Here is a 21,823-nt window from a genome sequence, read left to right on the forward strand (position 1 = left end):
GGCGCCCGGGCTTGACTTTCCGGGCGCGTTCTTTATGTGTCGCGCCAAGTTTCCCGCGTCCGGGTGTTTTCCCCGTGCTCCAGCGGCCAAAACTCCACGAACATTAACGGACGAAAATCATGGCCAAAGCCGCAAACATCAAGATCAAGCTTCTGTCGACCGCCGACACCGGGTTCTTCTACGTCACCAGCAAGAACAGCCGTACCAAGACGGACAAGCTCTCGTTCCGCAAGTACGATCCGGTTGCCAAGAAGCACGTCGAGTTCAAGGAAACCAAGATCAAGTAATCTGGTTATCCTGAGAAATCAAAACGCCGCCTTCCGGGCGGCGTTTTTGTTTTTGGAAAGACCCCAGGAAAAGTCGGACACGGCTTTCCGACAAGGGGAAGCCGCGCGGCTGTCCGCGCAAGCTTCCGATGTCGGTTTTGAGAAAAAGGGGGCCGGTCGGCGTTTGGCAGCGGTACGAGGAGGCCACTATGTGCCAGCGCCGGCCGGCCGACCCCACGGACCCAGGAGATGCGGCGGACCTGAGCATCATGGGGTATTTTCTGGATCGAGCCGGCTAGTCTACCCTCGTGCCGGCCTCGTCTTCGGTCTATGCATCGCAGATTTGCGCAAGACCTTATAAAAATCAACCATTTCTTAACCACCGCTCGCGAATCGCTTGGGTTAAGGTAAATTCGTAACCCTGTCGGGACGGCCGGGAATCAGCGCCTTTTGCAGGGCATGTCTCCGAAAGTGGGAACATGCGCAAAAGCTAAACCTAAAGCATAAACAGCAAATCTGAAAGATCGCGGCGGCGCGCCTCAGGCAGCCTTGGCGACCACCCGGTTGCGACCGCCGCTTTTGGCCTCATAGAGCGCCAGGTCGGCACGCTTCATCAGAGCGGCGACGCTGTCCGTCCCTTTCAGGACCGAGGATACGCCGACACTGACCGTGACCTCGATCGCCTTGCCGTCGGCACCGATGGCAAAAGGCGCCTGCGCGATCTCGGCGCGAATGCGCTCGGCCACCTTCTCGGCCACCGCGCCGTCGGTATCCGGCATGACCACGACGAACTCCTCGCCGCCGAAACGACAGGCGAGATCGATGCCACGCACATTCTTGCGCAGCCGCCGGGCGAACTCGCGCAGCACGTCGTCGCCGCCATCATGGCCGTGGGTATCATTGATCGACTTGAAGCGGTCGAGATCGGTGATCATCACCGACAGTGGCCGCCGCCGCGCCACGGCGCGATCGAACAGCGTCTGCAGATGGCTGTCGAGATAGCGTCGGTTGTGCAGCCCTGTCAGCCCGTCGATCACCGCCATCTCGATCGTCTGGGCGACGCTGGCGCGCAATTGGTCGTTGTAGCGCTTGCGCCGCACCTGGGTGCGCAGCCGCGCCGTCAGCTCGTGCTGGTCGATCGGCCGCATCAGGTAATCGTTGATGCCGAGCTCCAGCCCGCGCAGGATGCGGCCCTCCTCGCCCTCGTCGGCCAAAAGCATGATTGGCAGGAAGCGGGTGCGGTCGAGCGAACGTAGCTGCGAGCAGAGCCTCAGCGCATCGAAGTCGGAGAAGGCGGTCGACACCAGCACGCATTCATACGGCGTCTCGGCCGCCTGGAAGAACCCGGCATGGGGATCGGTCGCGACATCCAGCTCGGCGCTGTTGCGCAGCATCTTCTGGATGCGTTCGACCGAAGATTGGCGCTCGTCGACAAGCAGTACCCTCGGCTTGGTGTCCTCAGTCGCGAAATCGCGGCTCAGAAGTTCTTCGATGCCGATATTGCGCGTGGTCGAGGCGCGCAGCCGTAATTCGTCGGTCAACGATTTCAACCTGACTAGGCTCTTCACGCGCGTCATCAGTTGCAGGTCGTTGACCGGCTTGGTCAGGAAATCGTCGGCGCCCGCCTCGAGGCCGCGCACCCGGTCCGACACCTGGTCGAGCGCGGTGATCATGACGACGGGGATATGCGAGGTCGCCGGATCGCTCTTCAGGCGCTTGCAGACCTCGAACCCGTCCATGTCCGGCATCATCACGTCGAGCAGCACGACGTCGACCTTGCCGTTCTCGCAGGTCTCGATCGCATCCGGGCCGTTGCTGGCCGTCAGCACCTCGAAATACTCGGCAAGCAGCCGAACCTCCAGCAGCCGCACATTGGCGGGGATATCGTCGACGACGAGGATCCGCGCTGTCATCTCAAAAAACTCCGGTTCTGCTGGTCTTGGGCATCAGGCGTCGCCCAGATAGGATTTGATCGTCTCGATGAAACGCGGCACCGAAATCGGCTTGGAGATATAGGCCTCGCAGCCGCCCTGGCGGATGCGCTCCTCGTCGCCCTTCATGGCGAAGGCGGTGACGGCGATGACCGGGATCGAATGCAATTCGTCGTCTTCCTTCAGCCACTTGGTCACTTCCAGGCCGGAGACCTCGGGCAGTTGGATGTCCATCAGGATGAGGTCCGGGCGGTGCTGGCGCGCAAGATCCAGCGCCTCCAGCCCGTTGCGCGTGCGAACCGTCTCGTAACCGCTGGCTTCGATGAGGTCCCGAAAGAGCTTCATGTTGAGCTCATTGTCCTCGACGATCATGACCTTCTTAGCCATCAGTTTCCCGTCCCGACCGCCCTCGAAGCCGAAGGCCGTCGCAATGCGTCCCCCTCGGACCGCACCCAACCCTTTTCCACCCTAGCCCAATATGATTGACGAAACGGAAACCGAAGGTTGGAAAAGCTGCACGGATTCCACCTTCGGACGTTGCACGGGGAGAGAGCGGAGGCTTGCCGCAAGCGACGCTTGCCGTTACTGCGGAAGGAGACTCGAAAATCCACCATTCAAAGGTAATGATGGCGAACGCAGCGTCAATGCGCGAGGAAGCGGAAACCATTGCCGTCAAGGCGCTGGGCTTCATTGCCGCGGATCCCGAACTTCTGCCCCGCTTCCTGGCGATCACCGGCATCGACGTGCAGTCGATCCGCAAAGCCGCCGCCGAGCCCGGCTTCCTTGCCGGCGTCCTGCAATTCATCCTTGCCCACGAGCCGACGCTGCTGCGCTTCGCCGAGGAAACCGGCACCCCGCCAGCCGCCGTCGGCAAGGCACTGCGCGGGCTTCCGCTCGGCAACGACGACCACGAGCGTTCGATATGAGCGACGATCCTGAGACGGCGCGGCAGATCGAAGAGCTTGCCGCCGATGACCGGCCGCTGCTGGTGCTCGACGTCGACGATGTCGTGCTCGAATTCATCCGGCCTTTTCCGCACTATCTGAAGTCGCGTGGTTTCGGCCTGACACTCGCTTCCTTCCGGCTTACCGGCAACATCGCCGAGACGGCAACCGGCCGGCTGATCGAGCAACCCGAGGTGACGGCGCTCTTGGGCGAATTCTTCGATGCCCAGGCGGATTGGCAAAGCATCGCCGACGGCGCCGCGGACGCGCTCGCAATGCTCGGACGAGGCGCCGAGATCGTCATGCTGACCGCCATGCCGCACAAGCACCGCGCCGTGCGCCGCGCGCACCTCGATGCGCTGGGGCTCAATTATCCGCTGCTGACGACGGAAATGGCCAAGGGACCTGCCATCGCGAAACTGCGCGGCGTCAAGGGCCGTCCCGTCGCCTTCGTCGACGACCAGCCCTCCAACCTGGTCTCGGCGCGCAATTCCGTGGCGGATGCCCATCTCTTCCACTTGATGGCCGACAACGCGTTGCGCGCCTTCCTGCCGCCGACGTCCGGAGACATCGTCTCGGTTGAGGACTGGCGCGAGGCGACGCCAAAGATCGCGGCGGCGCTTGGGCTCTAACTCAAGTGCTCAGGGCTGCAGCTTCGCGCCAGCCCCGCCATTGTCGCCGCCGTCAGAATCGTCGCCTCCGGTGGAATCATCCGTTCCGTTGGCGCCGTCATTGCCCGAATTGTCATCCTGGCCGGCGCTGTCATCCTGGACTTCATCCGGGCCCTTCAGCATGGCGCCATTGACTGTGACGGATCCATCGGCCTTGGTGTTGATCATCCATTCCAGCCGGCCGTCCGGCAGCGTCTTGCCAAAACCTTTGACCGCCAAGGCGAACGGGAAGGCCTGCGCCATCTGCTCATCGCTCTTGGCCGCTTCCTTCAGGGCATCGACGATCTTGTCATAGCCGGCGACGTCGATGGTCACGGTCGCATCGGGTTTTTCGCCGGGGAAGGTCATCTCACCTTCCATCGCGACCTCGATGGCGCCGTTCTTCAGCGTGCTGTGCCCGATCACGACCTTCGGGTTCTTGGCCTTGAAATCGGCGACCAGAGCCTTGCCGAATTCATCCGACAGCGGCGGATTCTTATTGAGATCAAAGGCTTCGATCGCTTTCTTGGCCATCGTATCGAGATCGATATTGGCGCCGCCGAAGTTCAGATCGATGTCGGTTGGCAGCAATGCGGCGGTCCATTCCGGAAGGGTCTGCCGCGGGATCGTCAGGCCGGTTGCCTTGATCGAGTAGTCGAGCTTGCCGTTCTGGGAGACACCGTCCATGCCGAAGGCGGTGCTGAATTGCGCGGCCCCGAACTTGCCGACGGGGCTCTCCACCTCGAAATCCTTGAAGCCGTAGTTGCCGTCGACCCGTTCCCAAACGGGCAGCGCAGCCAGCATGAGCGATTTGAGCTCCGCCTGGTTCGCCTTGAGCTTGGTTTCGTCCTCATTGGCCACGGCGAAGGCAAGCAGGTCGAGCAAGGGCTTCGTGCGCACGCCTTTGCCCTTTGCGTCCACCGAAAGTTCCGGCGTTTTCAAGGTGAGTGGGAAATTCATTCCGCTGTTGGGATCATCGATCTTGATCTTCTCGACGAAGTCCGAAACTTTCTGGGTGGCGGTGAAGTCGACGCCGCCATTGGCTGACTTGGTCGCCGTAACGGTGGCGGTGCCGGCGCCGGTCGAGACATCGGCCTGCTGCTTGGCTTCCCGGGACGTCATGGTCATCCCGGCCAACGAGCTGGTGGCGTTGGTGAAGGCGGCAAGCGCCGGATCGTAGACACTGGTCAGCTTGCCGTCCTTGATCGTGAACTCCATGCTCTGACGGCCTTCCGGCCCATCGAACTCGAAGGACGCGCCCTGCGAGAAATTCGACGAGACGTCCCAGGACCCGTCGCTGCGCGGTTTCACCATCAGGGCGTATGGCGCCATGTCGAATTTCAGGAGCTTCTGCTCCGGCAGCGCATTGACGAGCGCCTTGATGTCGAGCGCGATCTTGTAGGCGCCACCCTCGACCGAAACCTTGAGCACTCCCTTGTCGAAGGCCTGCTTGCCGAAATAGCGCGACAGATTGTCGGACAGCTCCTTTGCGCCCTGGTTGTCGACGGTCTGGGCAAAGGCTGGCGCGCTGAGCGCAAGGGCAAAGGCAAGTGGCAAAATACGCTTCACGTCGGTTCTCCGTTGGTCTCGGAAGACGAAATATTTGTGCTTCTGGTAGGCAAGAAGCGTTACAGCCGCAAGACACCGACTGTAGGCCAAAAACGCATCCGGCTAAAGCACAAGTCGCATCAGCGGCCGGCCGGGCTTGCGCTCCACAAGCCTTTCGAAGCCGGCCTTCTCGAACACCCGCGACGAGCCGACGAAAAGCCCGATCGAACGCGAATCGCGCGACAGGTCGATCGGGCAGGCTTCCAGCAGCCTCGCGCCGTTCTCACGCGCAAAGGCGATGCCGCCCTCGACAAGGCGGTGCGTGACGCCGCGGCCCCTCGCCTTGACGCGGATGAAGAAGCAGGAGATCGCCCAGACATCCGGATCGCCGGCATCGGCAGGATCGACCGGCGCCGAGCCCCTGCCCTGATTGTTCCACTCGGGCACGTCGGCGCGCGGACCGATCTGCATCCAGCCGACGGCCTTGCCGTCCTCGAAGGCTAGAAGCCCAGGTGGCGGGCCGGCCTCGATTCGCGCCTTGATGTGGTCCTTGTTGCGCTCCTTGTCGCTGGCGCGGCGCTCCGCCGGCGCCAGCCGGAAATGGGTGCACCAGCAGCCGTAACAGGCGCCCTGCTTGCCGAAGAGGTCCTCGAAATCGGTCCAGCGCTCAGGGGTCAGCGGTGCTATGGTTGTGCTCATGCGTTCTCCCCAGGCCAAGCTTGTTGCCAGCCTTGCGCTGTCGTACCATTGCATTTGTTCTCTTTATGTTCGCAGCGATGGCGGCTCCTGTCAACAATCCCGAACACGGTTTTTGCCGTGACTGCCTGGCTCTCCAGCGCTCGCAGACGCGTCGCTGCGATCGCTGCGGCAGCCCGCGCCTTGTCCGTCACGCCGAGCTCTACCGGCTCAAGATCGCCCATATCGATTGCGACGCCTTCTACGCGGCGATCGAAAAGCGCGACAACCCGGCGCTGAAGGACAGGCCGGTGATCGTCGGCGGCGGCCGGCGCGGCGTCGTCTCCACGGCCTGCTATATCGCCCGCATCCAGGGCGTGCGCTCGGCCATGCCGATGTTCAAGGCGCTCGAACTGTGCCCTGAAGCGGTGGTGATCCCGCCCAACATGGAGAAATATGTCGGCGTCGGGCGCGAAGTCCGCGCGTTGATGCTGGCGCTGACGCCGCAGGTCGAGCCGCTGTCGATCGACGAGGCCTTTCTCGACCTCGCCGGCACCGAGCGGCTGCACGGCATGCCCCCGGCGCTGGTGCTGGCGCGCTTCGCCCAGACGGTGGAAAAGGAGCTCGGCATCACCGTTTCGGCCGGCCTCTCCTACTGCAAGTTCCTGGCCAAGATCGCCTCGGATTTCCGCAAGCCGCGCGGCTTTTCGGTGATCGGCGAAGCAGAGGCGCCGAGCTTCCTCGCCGCGCAGCCGGTGACGATGATCTGGGGCGTCGGCAAGGCGCTGGCCGCGACGCTGGAGCGCGACGGCATCCGCATGATCGCGCAATTGCAGCGCATGGATCGCGGCGACCTGATGCGCCGCTACGGCGTGATGGGCGACCGGCTCTATCGCCTTTCGCGTGGCGAGGACGACCGCCCGGTCGACCCCGGCGGCGATGCCAAGAGCGTCTCGGCCGAAACCACCTTCGACACCGACATCGCCGCCCTGGCGGAACTGGTGCCGGTGCTGCGCGGGCTCTCGGAAAAGGTCTCGGCGCGGCTGAAGAAATCAGGCATTGCCGGGCGCACCGTGGTGCTGAAGCTGAAGACGCAGGATTTCAAGCTCCGCACCCGCAACCGCCAGCTTGGCGATCCGACTCGGCTGGCAGACCGAATCTTTCAGACAGGGCTCGATTTGTTGCGCCGCGAAGCCGACGGCACCAGATTCCGCCTGCTCGGCATCGGCGTCAGCGACCTTTCGGACGACGAAAAGGCCGATCCGCCGGATCTGGTCGACGTACAGTCGCGCAAGCGCGCGCTGGCTGAAGGCGCGATGGACACGCTGCGCGACAAGTTCGGCAGGAAAGCCGTCGAGACCGGCTACACATTCGGCAAGGGCCGGGCCGCCAATCCGCCCGAGCCGCTGGAAGATTGAGGGGTCAGGTCCGCTTGAGGTCGATCCGGCTCGTCACCACCATCTTGCCGGTCGCCGGATCCATGTCGGTCACCGTCATGCGCATATTGTCCGGCCCGACCTTCTCGACCGTCAGCTCCGCGTCGCGGTCGCCATTGACGATTTTCGCCCAGTGGATGTCGAGATTGATCGCATCGCCCTCGCGGCTTCCGCTGAGCCCGGCGGGTCCGCTGCGCGAGCCGATATAGGTGCCGGTGTAGCTCGCCCCGCTGACTTTCAGGTCGGCGCGGATTTCGCGCGACATGATCAGCAGCGCGCGGCAGGTGCCGTCGAGCGACAGCGAGTCCGCCGTCGCGTCCGAGGTGAAGGTGCAGTTGATGTTCATCACCGGCGTGTTGGTTCGGATCCTGACCGTTCCCTTGCCGGAGAACTTGCCCTGCAGCGAGCGCAGGAAGGCCGCCTCGTCGGCATGTGCGCCCGTCGAGCAGAAAAGACAGGCGGCGGCCAGCAAAGCAGCGGTCGATTTCATCAAGACGTCCCCTCTTGCGATTATGGCCTTCCGACGGGAAGGCGTGGACTTAACGGGTGCCCAGGCAGCAGGTTCCGACGCCGCTATGACGGTTTTTTGACACCCGATCCGCTGGCCCAGTGAAATGACGCCGCTAGCGGTTGCGGCCCGGGTCCGGGCTTGCGACATAGGCCCCCAAATGGCGCCCGCTCCCTCGATCCCAAAAGCCGCGTTCTGGATGGCTCTGTCAATCGCCTCGATGCTGGCGATGTCGGTTGCCGGTCGCGAGACGACCGCCGAGCTCAACGTCTTCCAGGTGCTGGAGCTGCGCTCGGTGATCGGCTTCTTCATCCTTTTGCCGCTGGTGATGATGAACGGCGGTTTTGCGGCGATGCGAACCGAGCGTCCGTTCGCCCATATCGCCCGCAACATCATCCACTATACCGGCCAGGCCGCCTGGCTCTATGCGCTCACCGTCATTCCGCTCGCCGTGCTGATCTCGATCGAGTTCACCACGCCGATCTGGACGGCGATTCTCGCGGTCAGCTTTCTGGGGGAAAGACTGTCGCGGTCGAGGCTCACGGCGATCGTGCTCGGCCTGATCGGCGTGGTCGTCATCGTGCGCCCAAGCGCGGGTTCCATGGACCCCGGCCACCTCGTCGTCCTGGGCGCCGCGGTCTGCTTCGGCATCTCGATGGTGCTGGTCAAGTCGATGACCAAGACCGAAAGCGTGGTGCGCATCATCTTCTGGATGCTGATCATCCAGTCGGTGGTCGGCCTGATCCCGGCTCTCTCCAGCTGGCACACCCCCTCGCCCGGTCTCTGGCCGTGGATCTTCATCATCGCTTTCACAGGCATGTCGTCGCATTTCTGCCTGGCCCGCGCGCTCACCCACGCCGACGCCACCATCATCTCGCCGATGGACTTTTTGCGCGTGCCGCTGTCGGCGCTGGTCGGGTGGCTGCTCTATCACGAGCAGGTCGACGTCTTCACCGCCGGCGGCGCTGCCTTGATCCTCGCCGGCAACCTGCTCAATTTGCAGCGCAAGGCGCCACGGGTGGTGGAGGTCGCCACCCCCTAAGGCCAACGTCCGTCATACCGCGATCGTCAGGCCGTCGATCGAAGCGGCATTCGGCTCATATTAGTCATAGACGCCGTCAAACAGAAGATCGTTGTCCTTGCCGGGCTTGAAACGTCCGGCATAGGAACCGGTCGGCAGCAGCAATGCTTCGCCTGCTGGATCGTGCAAGATCACGGTCTTTGGTCCGGTCGAAAATTGAACTGGCGGCGCAAGCACTTTGCCGTCGACCTCGACCCGCCCCGACAACTGAGAACCATCCTCGTTGTAGAGCGCATAGCTTCCAGCGATCGGAACGTCGAAAATCTTGCGCTCGCCCGACTGGAGGAGGACGCCGGCTATCCTGAGATTCGGCGCGATCCTGACATAGCTGTTCAAGATGAGAGGCGCGACCACCGGATAGATGTAGTCCATCCTGTAAGACCAGAGGATCAGCTTCGGCGGGGACTTGCTCAAGACACTATACGCTTCGGAGCGGCCGCTTTCGCGCAAGGTCTTGAGCACATAATGCACGTCGAGCCACAAGGTTGTCGGTTCCATCCGGTTGGGCAGGATTCCTATGCCGTCGAAATACCGTTCGTCCGGTGCCAGCAGCGACTCCGCGCGCGCCACCAGCTCGAGTTGGGCTGCATTGTCGATGCGAAGGTAAAGCAGATTGGCAACGAAGCTTATGGATACGGCCGTGGCCAGCGCTATCCACGCAATGCGCAGGTAACGCACGCGGTTTGCGATGCCGTCGAGCAGTGCCAACGACCATAGCGACATGAACGGCAACGCCATGATGAACACGTAAGGCCACGGCTGGTCGTGCGCGAAGACCAGCACCGTGATGACGACGGAGAAGATGAGCGCAATTCGCCTTCGTTCGTCGAGCTTCATGATCTGCGCCAGCGCCAGGGCCATGCCGGCGAAACAGAAGACATAAAGAACATAGTTGCGTGCCAGCGTCTGCAACACAAAGCGCCTCAGCCCGCCATAATCAGCGCCCCCGCGCGTCGCAATCTCAATCGGGCCGAAGAAGAGGTTCCTGGCGACCGGAACAGGGTCGGCCCCACCGAAGATGAAGCAATAGACAACAATGGGGACAGTCCATCCCAGTATCAGCCATGTGCCGCGAGCCACACCTGCTGCATAGCGTCCCCTCAAAGCTGCATCGCCGACCAAACCGAGGCCAAGCGCAAAATTGAAATAGACCGCCTTCTGAGTGGCGAGGAACGACAGGCCACTGAGGATACCAGAAGCGACAAGCGGCCAACCCTTCAATTCGCGCGCTCGCAGGACGACCAGCAGCGCCGCCACGGCAAAAAACACCGCCAGTGGTTCGGCGATGGTGCGAAAGATGCGCTCCATGAAATTCGAGAAGCACAGCAGGACGAGGACGATCGCGAGGGTGCGCGCGCGGTTTTCTCCGAGACTGCGCGCGGATGCATAGACAAATCCAATGGTCAGGCACGCCAGCAGCGCAGTCTGCATGCGGCCGACAAACAGGATCGACCTGGCGTCCCAGCCGATCAGGTGCGCGATCTCGAAAAACATCGCATAACCAACCGCCTTGGGATGCCAGATCGTATCGAAGAGGCCGTTCGAGAAATATTTTGCCCATCCGAGCTGAACGAATTCGTCCATCACGAACCGGCTTTCATATGCAAATACAAACAGAATTATAATCTTTAGTGCGACAGCAATGCTTATATATACAGTCGCGGATCGGGGGAGAATTTTCTCCCCACTGGATTGAACCGCTTCTGTTTTCATTAAATATACGGTGCCAAACACTTCGCAGCCACAGAAGCCTGAATCGCTTTAGGGGGCGCATTGTACACGCGGAATGCGGGCTCACAAGGCAGCTCGGGCGATTGCATTGGCCGTGGCGAGCAGTTGAATGGAATGTTGATATTTGCCTGCCAAGCTCAGTTACGACGCACAGTCAAGGAGTGTTCCGAATGATCTGCCTTGGTGATGGTTCGGAGGCCTGCCAGTATATTTCCCTTGGCAAATTCCTGGATCGTAGCGGCAAAGTCGACCACGTCGAGGTTGTACGTTGCCTGCGTTGTGGTCACGGCGTTTCCTTGCCGCCACTGCCGAATGTTGCTTTTCTCTACCAAGATCGTGAAAGCCAGGATTTTCAGCCCGACGCCAAGGGTCTCTCACACGAAATCAAGGATATTGCCTTCCGCTCGCAGGCCAGAAAGCTCTTGCGGCAAGCTGGCGGCGCGCGGGGAACGATACTTGATTTTGGTTGCGGAAGCGGACAGTTCACAAGGGTCCTTGGTGAAATGGTTGGCAGCGCATCGGAAGTCATTGGTGCCGACATGCACTCCGAACCTCCCGCCGAACTCGCCGAAAGGCCGTATCTCGGTCCTGAGGAGCTCGGCTCCCGCAAGGATAGCTTCGACATCGTCATTGCCTTGCACGTCTTGGAACATGATGACGATGCCGATGGACTGCTCAGGACTATATCCGGATACGCCCGCCACGGAGGCAAGGTCGTGATCGAGGTTCCCAACGTCGATTGTGTTTGGGCCAGGATATTCGGAAAGTTCTGGGACGCTTGGTACCTGCCGTATCACAGGCACCATTTTACCCGTAACTCCCTGGTCAGATTGATGCAGCGCAACGGCCTTCAGATCGAATCCGTTCACGGGGTGACGGTTCCAACGATGGGCAGATCATTCGCCGACATTGCAGGAGGAACTAACAATCTGTTCTGGCTGCTGCTGGGTATCTTGGCGCACCCATTGCAGGTCCTAGGGGAAGTCCTGACACGCAATTCGTCTGCAATACGGGTGATTGCCGTCAGGAAATAGCGGCAAACGCCTGCTCTCCGTTTGCAAAAATCGGGAACGGCGAGGATGCGGCAGTCTTGATCGCGTGCCTGATGACGCCATTAGGACGTGGCTTTAGACCCCCATTCCATACGGGACCGTCACCGCCGCCGCAGGTAGAGCCGTGGCACGATGGCCCAATGCGCAGCGATAAAATTCCAGACGAACAGGGCCAATGTGCCGATCGGTGTGGCAACGGGAACGCTGAGCCCGAAACCGGAACAGAGGACGATCATCATGGCGACCGAGACTGGATACGCCGTGGCGACGCCTCCGACAAAACGCATGAGAGCTTTCCATCGAAGCGGCTCGGCAAAGGTGAACCGGCTGTGCAGTACATATCCGAGTGGCGTCACCATAACGAACGATATTACGGTGCCTAGCAGGTAGTGTACTCCCACGTAGTCGGCCGCGATCATGATGGCGTTGTGCGCAATTGCGCAGACCGCTCCCACCAGGGTGTATCGCCATCCCCGCTCCAAAAGCGGTCTTTCGTTCGCAGGACGCTCCCGCCGCGCCCGCTCATCGGTATTCATGACAGGACTAGGCATCGGCGTCAGAAGGCTCCTGTCCATTTCGCGCGAAGCCGGCACGTGACGCGCTCACGCAACCGCGAGTCGCGCAAATAGCGCCTCGTGCCGCGCGGGCCAAGCGACAGTACAGCACGAGCCGCTCGAACCAATGCCTTCAAGTCGCCGCCCGACGCGGCGGCAAGCGATACGTTGACGCTGATCGATGCCCTGGCAGCCGGTTCAACCCAGCGTCGGCTGCTCGCAGGGAGCCGAGGCAGATGGCGCTCCAGGACGATCTGCATTTGCGACTGGAACTCGCTCGCGTCTCGCGATCCGGTAACGGTAAGCGAACTGCCGTGAACCCGAAAGGCCGTCGTGATCTCGTCGTGATAGATAACCGGCGCGGCGACGGCAAGCTTCGCCCAGATATCCCAATCGGCCGTGTACCAGAGTTTCTCATCCATGCCTCCGCATGCCAGCCATGCGGTTCGGGCGAATATCGGAGCGGGCACCGAGACAAAATTCTGGACAAGCAGCCGTTCAAGCAGAAACTGAGCCCCTAGGACCTCGTCGGCCGGCAGCGGGCAGTTCCAGCGCCCCACGCGGCGGCCGTGGCGGTCGATAACAGCAGTCGGCGCCAAATGAAGTCCGACTTCGGGCGCATCGGCAAGCCAGCGACGAGCCGCTGCAACGCGGTCCGGCAGCCAAAGGTCATCCTGGTGGAGAATGCAGACGTGATCGGCGGCAGCCAGTTCCACGCCCAAATTGGTCTTGGTCTGCCACAGCCCAAGGTCCCGCCGCTCCAGCAGCCGAAGAGGCAATCGGTGGGCAAACCGCTCGACGATGGCGGCAGTGGCGCCCGTCGGGCTGCTGTCGATAACGAGTACTTCCAGGTCCCCGGCGGGCTCGTCGGCCAGCGAGTCGAGTGTCGCTGCAATCCATGCCTCTCCTGCATGGACAGGCATGATGACGGAAAGAAGCGGCTTCTCGTCCACACTGCCACCTGCCCGAGTTTCAGCTCTGGGGGCATTCAGACGGTCAGAACGCACGCCTGTCACCGAGATTATCCAGCAGCAACTTGAGCACGAAGCCGGACAGCACCATGGACATGCCGGCCACGCAGGCAGTGGTGGTCACAAACGTCAGGTGCACCGACTGCTCCATCGGGCCGCCGACAAAAATCCAATGCAGCGCAAGTAGCACATCGGCGACAAAGCCAGCCACCGCAAGCATGCCACCGGAAAAGACCAGCCATTCCAGTGGACGACCACGCATCAGCCAGGGCACGATTCGACCTTCGTGGACTGGGTGGTAAATGGCGATCGCCACCTTGGCCAGCATACCGAAAAGGATCGCCAAAAGACCAATCAGCGTCGCCATGGCAGAGAGCGCGACGAAATGAATTCCGAAATACCACCCACCCACCCGGACAGGTCCCGCAGCAAGCATTGCAAGGCCAGCAATGCCAACAACCAGCAAGGTCACTCCCGGTATTAGGTACATGGTATCTGGTGCGTGGGCTATGATCAGCCGCAGGTGTCGCCAACCGTCTCGGAATGAACGCAGATGGGGTGGGCGGCCGCGTTTGTCCGGATAGAGCTTGATCGGCACCTCGCGGATCACGAGGCCCGCGCGATGCGCGTTTATGATCATCTCCGAGGCGAATTCCATGCCCGGCGAGCGTGCGCCCATCCTGCGGAACGCATCGCGAGTGAATCCGCGCATACCGCAATGAAAATCGTGTATCGGGGAGTGGTGGAGCCAGCGGGCGATCGTTGAAAGCACCGGATTGCCGAGATATCGGTGCAGCGCAGGCATAGCGCCGGGTTGGATACCGCCCGCGAACCGGTCACCCATCACCAGTTCGGCGCCATCCTCCAACGCGTCGATGAAATCCCCGAGGCTGCTCCAGTCGTAGGAATCGTCCGCGTCCGCCATGATGAGGTATTTGCCCCGCGCGGCTTCGGCCGCCGCGCTGATCGCCGCGCCATATCCCTTGACCCGCTGGTGTACGACACGCGCGCCGAGGGATTCGGCAATCTCGACCGACCGGTCACTCGACCCGTTGTCTCCCACGACCACCTCGCCGTTGAGGCCCCGCTTCGCAAAAACGTCAAAGGCCTTGCGGATGCAGATGCCGAGCGTACGCTCTTCGTTCAGGCAGGGGATAATAGCCGACACGAGAGGCGCCTCCACCTCATCCGAGCACTGGCTATCGCGATCCGTCTGGACCGCCCCGAAATCCAACGTCTCGACCATGATGCCCACCCCGGCCCAATCGTCAGCCTTCCGGGCGACGCAGACATGTGCCTCCGCCGCCTGTTCCAACACTAAAACAAGTTAGCTAACAATAATATACGAGTCGCGTGTCGTCGGGCCGGGGCAAATGGAGCGTATTCGCTGGAATCTCCTCACCGCGCTACATGTGACGACTGGCGGGTCAAACCAACTCCACTTCCACCACGCCGGGCACCGCGCGCATCGCCGACGCGACCTGCGGCGAGATGCGGTAGCGGTTGGGCAGTTCGATCTCCACCTCGCCCTGCCCGGCTTCCTTGATAAGCACGAAGCTTACCTGGCCTTCGCCCTTCACCGCAAGCTGGTTGGCAAGGGTGTTGATCGGCTGGGCGTCGCGCACGAAGATGCGCAGCGCCTTCTGGATGCGGCTTGCCTCGTCCTCCAGCGACTGTACCGTCTGGATACGCAGGTTGATGCCCTCCGGCCGGTCTTCCGCCGAGACTGTGATCACCACCGAACTGCCGGGTTCCAGCATGTCGCGATACTGCGCCAGACCTTCGGAAAACAGCACAGCCTCATACTGTCCCGTCGTGTCGGAAAACTGCACCACGCCCATCTTGTTGCCGGTGCGGGTCTTGCGCTCCTGCTTGGAAGTGACCGTGCCGGCGAGGCGTCCGGCCGCTGCGCCGCGTTTGACCGCAGCCGAGAATTCCGCCCAGTTCTGCACCCGCATCTTTTGCAGTGCGGCCTTGTACTCGTCGAGCGGATGCGCCGACAGGTAGAAGCCGACCACCTGGAATTCACGGTGCAGCTTGTCGGCCGCAAGCCACGGATCGGTCGCGGGCAGGTTGAGCGCCTGCGACTGGCTCCCAAGTGATGCACCGAAAATGTCCGCCTGGCCGGAGATGGCGTTCTGCTGCGCCAGTGAGGCCAGGCCCATCATGCGCTCGACGCCGGCCATCATCTGGGCGCGGTCGTGGCCGAAGCAATCGAGCGCGCCGGCCATGATCAGGCTTTCGAAGACGCGCTTGCCGACGATCTTCGGATCGACGCGCTCGCAGAAATCGGCAAGGTTCTTGAACGGCTTTTCGCCGCGCTTCTCGACGATGTGCTCGACCGCCGCGTCGCCGACGCCTTTCAGCGCTGCCAGCGAATAGAAGATCTTGTTCTCGCCGACCTCGAAGGGACGGAAGCTCGACATCACCGACGGCGCCACCACCTCGATGCCGAGGCGCATGGCGTCCTGGCGGAAATCGGCCAGCTTGTCGGTATTGCTCATGTCGAGCGTCATCGACGCCGCCAGGAACTCGACCGGGTAATGCGCCTTGAGATAGGCGGTCTGGTAGGACACGACCGCATAGGCCGCCGCGTGTGATTTGTTGAAGCCGTAGTCGGCGAACTTGGCCAGGAGGTCGAAGATGAAGTCGGCCTGCGGCTTGCTGACACCGCGCTCGACCGCGCCCGTGACGAAACGCTCGCGCTGCTTGTCCATCTCGGCGCGGATCTTCTTGCCCATGGCGCGGCGCAGAAGGTCGGCTTCGCCAAGCGAATAGCCGGACAGCTCCTGCGCGATCTGCATCACCTGTTCCTGGTAGACGATGACGCCCTGCGTCTCCTTCACCAGGTGGTCGATCTTGGGATGGATCGAGGCCATCTCCTCCTCGCCATGCTTTCTGGCGTTGTAGGTCGGAATGTTCTCCATCGGGCCGGGACGATAGAGTGCGACCAGCGCGATGATGTCCTCGATGCAGTCCGGCCGCATGCCGATCAGCGCCTTGCGCATGCCCGCACTTTCAACCTGGAACACGCCGACCACCTCGCCGCGCGACAGCATCGCGTAAGTGTCGGGGTCGTCGAGCGGGATCGTCGCGAGATCGATGTCGACGCCGCGCCGGCGGATCAGCTTCACCGCCGTTTCCAGCACGGTCAGCGTCTTCAGGCCGAGGAAGTCGAATTTCACCAGCCCGGCCTGCTCGACATATTTCATGTTGAACTGGGTAACCGGCATGTCCGAGCGCGGATCGCGGTACATCGGCACCAGCTCGGACAGCGGCCGGTCGCCGATGACGATGCCCGCGGCATGCGTCGAGGCATGGCGGTAGAGGCCTTCGAGCTTCTGCGCCGTATCGAGCAGCGTCTGCACGATCGGCTCCTTCTCCGCCTCCTCGGCGAACCGCGGCTCGTTGGCGATGGCGTCCGCTAGCTTGACCGGATTGGCCGGATTCTGCGGCACCATCTTGCTCAGCTTGTCGACCTGGCCGTAAGGCATCTGCAGCACGCGGCCGACATCGCGCAGCACCGCGCGCGCCTGCAGCGTACCGAAGGTGATGATCTGCCCGACCTGGTCGCGGCCATACTTCTGCTGGACGTAGCGGATCACCTCCTCGCGCCGGTCCTGGCAGAAGTCGATGTCGAAGTCGGGCATCGAGACGCGGTCCGGATTGAGGAAGCGCTCGAACAGCAGCGAGAAACGCAGCGGGTCGATATCGGTGATGGTGGTCGAATAGGCGACCAGCGATCCGGCGCCCGAACCGCGGCCCGGCCCGACCGGAATGCCTTGCGCCTTCGCCCATTTGATGAAGTCGGCAACGATGAGGAAGTAGCCGGGGAACTTCATCTTCTCGATGATGCCGAGCTCGAATTCGAGCCGCTCGCGATATTGCTCGACCGTGTAGCCCGGCGTCGGCCCATGCGCGGCAAGCCGCGCCTCCAGCCCTTCGCGCGCCTGCCGTGCAAGCTCCGCCGCCTCCGCCTTCTCGGCTGCGTCCTTGTCGGCCGCATCGGCGCCGGTGAAGCGCGGCAGGATCGGGCTGCGGTTCTTCGGATAGTAGGAGCAGCGCATGGCGATCTCGACCGTGTTGTCGATCGCTTCCGGCAGGTCCGAGAACAACCGCGCCATGTCGGCCTGGCTGCGCAGGAAATTGTCCGGCGCAAGCCGCCGGCGGTTGTCGGCGGCCACCACCGACCCTTCGGCGATGGCGATCAGCGCGTCATGCGCCTCGTAGTCGTCGCGCTTGGAGAAGAACGCCTCGTTGGTGGCGACCAGCGGCAGTTTATGGGTGTAAGCGAGATCGACGGTTGATTTCTCGACCATGCGGTCATAGCCCGTGACCCGCTCGAGCTCGATATAGAGCCTGTCGCCGAACAGGCCTTTGAGGAACAGCAGTCGCTGTTCGGCAAGGTCGCGCCGATCGGCCTTCAAGGCAGAGCCGATCGGCCCGCGCGGCCCGCCGGTCAGGCAGATCAGGCCGTCGCTTTTGCCTTCCAGCATGGCGCTGGTCAGATGCACCGGCTCGCCGGGCGGTGTCTCCAGATAGACCTTGCTGATCAGCCGCACGAGATTGGCATAGCCGGCCTCGCTCGCGGCGATCAGCACGACCGGCGACATCTCCGGCCCATGCCGGCGGCGGTCGCGCTGGCCGTCGCTCGCCTCCCCGGAAAAGGCGAGATCGACCTGGCACCCGATGATCGGCTGGATGCCGTCCTTGACCGCCTTCTGGGCGAATTCGAGCGCGCCGAACAAATTGTTGGTGTCGGTGACCGCGATCGCCGGCGCCTCGTCCTTGACCGCATGCCCGACGATCGCGCCAAGCTGCAAGGCGCCCTCGAGCAGCGAATAGGCCGAATGCACGCGCAGATGGATGAAGGTCCGCGCCGGCGCTTCCGGACGCGCGGCCTTCACGGCAGCTTCACGCTGCAAGGGGTCGCGGGGAAGTCGTTCATCCGCCATGTTTTTTCGCGCTATCCCAAAGACTCAAAATCTATGCAGATGTATTGTCCCGGACGGGGTCATGCCAGTCCAGCACAATCGACCCACAGACCACAGGCTTGCGGCCGCGTATCGCCTCGTCTCAGGCGAACTCCATGATCACCGCGTCGACCGCCAGGCTGTCGCCAGGCTTGGCGTTGAGTTTGGCTATAGTAAGGTCGCGCTCGGCGCGCAGCACGTTCTCCATTTTCATCGCCTCGACCACGGCCAGCGTCTCGCCGGCCTTGACCTCCTGCCCTTCCGCGACGGCGATCGAGACGACGAGCCCAGGCATCGGGCAGAGCAGCATCTTCGAGGTGTCGGGCGGCAGCTTCTCCGGCATCAGCCTTTCGAGCTCCGCGGTGCGCGGCAGCATGGCGCGCGCCATCACCGACATGCCTTTCCAGGCGATGTGCAAACCGTTCAGCGCCGGACGGATCTGCGCCGTGACCCTGTCGGCGCCGACCGTGCCCTGCCAGATCGCGTCGCCCGGCCGCCAGTCCGAAGCGACCGTCAACGGCTTGCCGCCGTCGATTGACAAATCGACCTCCATCGGAATGGAAATCATCCCGTCGACGATCGCGACCGGAAAATAGTCGGCGCCGATCTTCGCCACCCAATCGCGCTTGAGATGGCCGGAATGCGGCGCCAGCCTGCCGTCGAGACGATCGAGCCGGTCGCGGCGCAGCAGTTCGATCGCCGTTGCGACAGCGGCGAACACGGCCCTCTCCGCGCCATCGGGCTCGACCGGCGCGAAGCCGTCCGGATATTCCTCGGCGATGAAGCCGGTCGACAGCCGCCCCTCGCGCCAGCGCGGGTGCTGCATCAGCGCCGCCAGGAACGGAATGTTGTGCTCGATGCCATCGACGACAAAGCTGTCCAGCGCCTCCGACATGGCGTCGATCGCCTCGAGCCTGGTCGGCGCCCAGGTGCAGAGCTTGGCCACCATGGGGTCGTAGAACATCGAGATTTCCGACCCTTCGGCGACGCCGGTGTCGTTGCGGATGACGATGTCGCCGAACGTGCCCTCCTGGGGCGGCCGGTAACGGGTCAGCCGGCCGATCGACGGCAGGAAATTGCGGAAAGGATCTTCCGCGTAGAGGCGGCTTTCCACCGCCCAGCCGTTGAGCTTCACGTCGCTCTGCTTGATGCCGAGCTTCTCGCCGGCGGCGACGCGGATCATCTGTTCGACCAGGTCGATGCCGGTGACAAGCTCGGTCACCGGGTGCTCGACCTGCAATCGCGTATTCATTTCAAGGAAATAGAAGTTCTTGTCCTTGTCGACGATGAACTCCACGGTGCCGGCGCTCTGGTAGTCGACGGCCTTGGCCAGGGCCACCGCCTGCTCGCCCATCGCCTTTCTGGTCTTGGCGTCGAGGAATGGCGACGGCGCCTCCTCGACCACTTTCTGGTTGCGGCGCTGGATCGAGCATTCGCGCTCGCCGAGATAGAGCGCGGTGCCATGCGCGTCGGCCAGCACCTGGATCTCGATATGACGCGGGTCGACGACGAATTTTTCGATAAAGACGCGGTCGTCACCGAAGGAGCTTTTCGCTTCCGAGCGAGCCCTGTCGAAGCCGTCGCGCACTTCCGATTTGCTCCAGGCGATGCGCATGCCCTTGCCGCCACCGCCGGCCGAGGCCTTGATCATCACCGGGTAGCCGATCTCGCCGGCGATCTTTTCGGCATGGTCGGCGTCTTCGATGACACCCAGCCATCCGGGCACGGTGGAGACTTTGGCTTCGCTGGCGAATTTCTTCGATTCGATCTTGTCGCCCATCGCCTTGATGGCCTTGGGCTTCGGCCCGATGAAGACGATGCCTTCCTTCTCCAGCGCCTCGCAGAATGAGGCACGTTCCGAAAGAAAACCATAGCCCGGATGCACGGCTTCCGCCCCTGTCTCCTTGCAAGCGGCGATGATCTTCTCCGGCAGCAGATAGCTCTGCGCGGCGGGCGGCGGTCCGATATGCACCGCCTCGTCGGCCATTTCGACATGCAGGGCATCGCGATCGGCATCCGAATAGACCGCAACGGTGGCAATCCCCATCTTGCGCGCCGTCTTGATGACGCGACAGGCGATCTCGCCGCGATTGGCGACCAGGATCTTCTTGAACATTCGGATGTCGTTCCTCCGGCGAAGCGGTCCAGTTCTATGGACAATTCCGGCGCGCCTCAAGTGCCCACGGGCCAGCTCCCACGGCTGGCGCCGATTACGGAAACCGCGCCGAAAAACGTCGCAACAGACGTTGGCCGCCAGCCCGGAACTCGCTAAGCTTGCCTGTAACGCCGGAGGGATGGCAGGCTGGCATTCGCCATAAACAGCTTGCCGTTAGCCAAAACTTACAGATTGCTTGGGAGGAGTGCCTCATGAAAACGCGTGCCGCCGTAGCCGTTGCCGCCGGAAAGCCGCTGGAGATCATGGAGGTGGACCTCGAAGGGCCGCGCGATGGCGAGGTGCTGGTCGAGGTCAAGGCGACCGGCATCTGCCACACCGACGAGTTCACGCTGTCGGGCGCCGATCCGGAAGGCCTGTTTCCGGCGATCCTCGGCCATGAGGGCGCCGGCATCGTCGTCGACGTCGGCAAGGGCGTGACCTCGGTCAGGAAGGGCGACCACGTCATCCCGCTCTACACGCCCGAATGCCGGCAGTGCCCGTCCTGCCTGTCGCGCAAGACCAATCTGTGCACTGCCATCCGCGCCACGCAGGGGCAAGGCCTGATGCCCGACGGCACCTCGCGCTTCTCGATGGGCAAGGACAAGCTCTTTCATTACATGGGCTGCTCGACCTTCTCCAACTTCACCGTGCTGCCCGAGATCGCTGTCGCCAAGGTCAATCCCGACGCCCCCTTCGACAAGATCTGCTACATCGGCTGCGGGGTCACGACCGGCATCGGCGCCGTCATCAACACCGCCAAGGTCGAGCAGGGCGCGACGGCGGTCGTCTTCGGCCTCGGCGGCATTGGCTTGAACGTCATCCAGGGGCTTCGCCTTGCCGGCGCCGACATGATCATCGGCGTCGATCTGAACAACGACAAGAAGGCCTGGGGCGAGAAGTTCGGCATGACGCATTTCGTCAATCCGAAGGAGATCGACGGCGACATCGTGGCTTACCTGGTCAACCTGACCAAGCGCGGCGCCGACCAGATCGGCGGCGCCGACTACACCTTCGACTGCACCGGCAACACCAAGGTGATGCGCCAGGCGCTGGAGGCCTCGCATCGCGGCTGGGGCAAGTCGGTCGTCATCGGCGTCGCCGGCGCCGGCCAGGAGATTTCGACCAGGCCGTTCCAGCTGGTCACCGGCCGCAGCTGGATGGGCACCGCCTTTGGCGGCGCGCGCGGCCGCACCGATGTGCCGAGGATCGTCGACTGGTACATGGAGAAGAAGATCCAGATCGACCCGATGATCACGCACACGTTGAAGCTGGAGGACATCAACAAGGGCTTCGACCTGATGCATGAGGGCAAGTCGATCCGGAGTGTCGTGGTTTATTGAGGAAAGCC

Annotated in this window: 18 protein-coding genes; 7 read left to right on the forward strand and 11 right to left on the reverse strand. The window is 62.5% G+C overall.

Annotated features, from left to right (window positions below):
• Window positions 1-119: 119 nt before the first annotated feature.
• Window positions 120-287 carry a 50S ribosomal protein L33 gene (gene rpmG / locus WDX12_RS29615; RefSeq protein ID WP_006201775.1) on the forward strand — a complete coding sequence of 56 codons (168 nt, stop codon included), beginning with the start codon at window positions 120-122 and terminating at the stop codon, window positions 285-287.
• A gap of 518 nt (window positions 288-805) precedes the next feature.
• Here rpmG and WDX12_RS29620 read toward each other — a convergent pair.
• The gene (locus tag WDX12_RS29620; protein ID WP_320295540.1) at window positions 806-2,179 is read right to left on the reverse strand and encodes a PleD family two-component system response regulator; all 1,374 of its coding nucleotides are present in this window, start codon (window positions 2,177-2,179) and stop codon (window positions 806-808) included.
• Between the two features lie 33 nt (window positions 2,180-2,212).
• Window positions 2,213-2,584 carry a response regulator gene (locus WDX12_RS29625; protein ID WP_027166515.1) on the reverse strand — a complete coding sequence of 124 codons (372 nt, stop codon included), beginning with the start codon at window positions 2,582-2,584 and terminating at the stop codon, window positions 2,213-2,215.
• Window positions 2,585-2,823: 239 nt separating this feature from the next.
• On the opposite strand from WDX12_RS29625, the gene WDX12_RS29630 reads away from it, so the two are divergent.
• Window positions 2,824-3,123, forward strand: coding sequence for a DUF3572 domain-containing protein (locus WDX12_RS29630; protein ID WP_434722976.1), 300 nt, complete (start codon window positions 2,824-2,826; stop codon window positions 3,121-3,123).
• Complete coding sequence (locus WDX12_RS29635; RefSeq protein ID WP_434722977.1) at window positions 3,120-3,773, forward strand: hypothetical protein; 654 nt, start codon at window positions 3,120-3,122, stop codon at window positions 3,771-3,773. The genes WDX12_RS29630 and WDX12_RS29635 overlap by 4 nt, the downstream gene beginning before the upstream one ends.
• Before the next feature lie 9 nt (window positions 3,774-3,782).
• Here the strand turns inward: WDX12_RS29635 and WDX12_RS29640 are convergent, their stop codons facing one another.
• Both WDX12_RS29640 and WDX12_RS29645 read right to left on the reverse strand, forming a co-directional pair.
• Window positions 3,783-5,360, reverse strand: coding sequence for a hypothetical protein (locus WDX12_RS29640; protein WP_434722978.1), 1,578 nt, complete (start codon window positions 5,358-5,360; stop codon window positions 3,783-3,785).
• A gap of 102 nt (window positions 5,361-5,462) precedes the next feature.
• Window positions 5,463-6,038 (reverse strand): GNAT family N-acetyltransferase, encoded by a 576-nt coding sequence (locus WDX12_RS29645; RefSeq protein ID WP_320295537.1) that lies wholly within the window; start codon window positions 6,036-6,038, stop codon window positions 5,463-5,465.
• A gap of 65 nt (window positions 6,039-6,103) precedes the next feature.
• On the opposite strand from WDX12_RS29645, the gene WDX12_RS29650 reads away from it, so the two are divergent.
• Window positions 6,104-7,432, forward strand: coding sequence for a DNA polymerase IV (locus WDX12_RS29650; protein WP_320295536.1), 1,329 nt, complete (start codon window positions 6,104-6,106; stop codon window positions 7,430-7,432).
• A 4-nt stretch (window positions 7,433-7,436) separates the two neighbouring features.
• Here the strand turns inward: WDX12_RS29650 and WDX12_RS29655 are convergent, their stop codons facing one another.
• Window positions 7,437-7,940 (reverse strand): hypothetical protein, encoded by a 504-nt coding sequence (locus WDX12_RS29655; RefSeq protein ID WP_320295535.1) that lies wholly within the window; start codon window positions 7,938-7,940, stop codon window positions 7,437-7,439.
• A 178-nt stretch (window positions 7,941-8,118) separates the two neighbouring features.
• Between WDX12_RS29655 and WDX12_RS29660 the strand changes: the two genes are divergently transcribed.
• On the forward strand, window positions 8,119-9,000 hold the full coding sequence (locus tag WDX12_RS29660; RefSeq protein ID WP_434722979.1) for a DMT family transporter: 882 nt from the start codon (window positions 8,119-8,121) through the stop codon (window positions 8,998-9,000).
• A gap of 60 nt (window positions 9,001-9,060) precedes the next feature.
• On the opposite strand, the gene WDX12_RS29665 is transcribed toward WDX12_RS29660, so the two are convergent.
• Window positions 9,061-10,623: a DUF7055 domain-containing protein gene (locus WDX12_RS29665; RefSeq protein WP_434722980.1), complete on the reverse strand. Its 1,563-nt coding sequence runs from the start codon at window positions 10,621-10,623 to the stop codon at window positions 9,061-9,063.
• A 317-nt stretch (window positions 10,624-10,940) separates the two neighbouring features.
• Here WDX12_RS29665 and WDX12_RS29670 point away from each other — a divergent pair, with 317 nt between their 5' ends.
• A complete protein-coding gene (locus WDX12_RS29670; RefSeq protein WP_320295532.1) occupies window positions 10,941-11,804 on the forward strand; it encodes a class I SAM-dependent methyltransferase in 864 nt (287 codons plus the stop codon).
• Between the two features lie 119 nt (window positions 11,805-11,923).
• Here the strand turns inward: WDX12_RS29670 and WDX12_RS29675 are convergent, their stop codons facing one another.
• From WDX12_RS29675 to WDX12_RS29695, 5 genes are all read right to left on the reverse strand, one after another.
• Window positions 11,924-12,358 (reverse strand): GtrA family protein, encoded by a 435-nt coding sequence (locus tag WDX12_RS29675; RefSeq protein WP_320295531.1) that lies wholly within the window; start codon window positions 12,356-12,358, stop codon window positions 11,924-11,926.
• A gap of 20 nt (window positions 12,359-12,378) precedes the next feature.
• Complete coding sequence (locus WDX12_RS29680; RefSeq protein WP_434722981.1) at window positions 12,379-13,329, reverse strand: glycosyltransferase; 951 nt, start codon at window positions 13,327-13,329, stop codon at window positions 12,379-12,381.
• Between the two features lie 43 nt (window positions 13,330-13,372).
• On the reverse strand, window positions 13,373-14,593 hold the full coding sequence (locus WDX12_RS29685; protein ID WP_320295529.1) for a glycosyltransferase family 2 protein: 1,221 nt from the start codon (window positions 14,591-14,593) through the stop codon (window positions 13,373-13,375).
• 181 nt (window positions 14,594-14,774) lie between these two features.
• Window positions 14,775-18,302 (reverse strand): DNA polymerase III subunit alpha, encoded by a 3,528-nt coding sequence (dnaE, locus tag WDX12_RS29690; protein WP_434722982.1) that lies wholly within the window; start codon window positions 18,300-18,302, stop codon window positions 14,775-14,777.
• Between the two features lie 121 nt (window positions 18,303-18,423).
• A complete protein-coding gene (locus WDX12_RS29695; protein WP_434722983.1) occupies window positions 18,424-20,436 on the reverse strand; it encodes an acetyl-CoA carboxylase biotin carboxylase subunit in 2,013 nt (670 codons plus the stop codon).
• A 251-nt stretch (window positions 20,437-20,687) separates the two neighbouring features.
• Between WDX12_RS29695 and WDX12_RS29700 the strand changes: the two genes are divergently transcribed.
• Complete coding sequence (locus WDX12_RS29700) at window positions 20,688-21,815, forward strand: S-(hydroxymethyl)glutathione dehydrogenase/class III alcohol dehydrogenase (RefSeq protein WP_434722984.1); 1,128 nt, start codon at window positions 20,688-20,690, stop codon at window positions 21,813-21,815.
• Window positions 21,816-21,823 lie beyond the last annotated feature (8 nt).

Source organism: Mesorhizobium sp. RIZ17 (genome assembly GCF_051127865.1).
Taxonomy (GTDB): domain Bacteria; phylum Pseudomonadota; class Alphaproteobacteria; order Rhizobiales; family Rhizobiaceae; genus Mesorhizobium; species Mesorhizobium humile.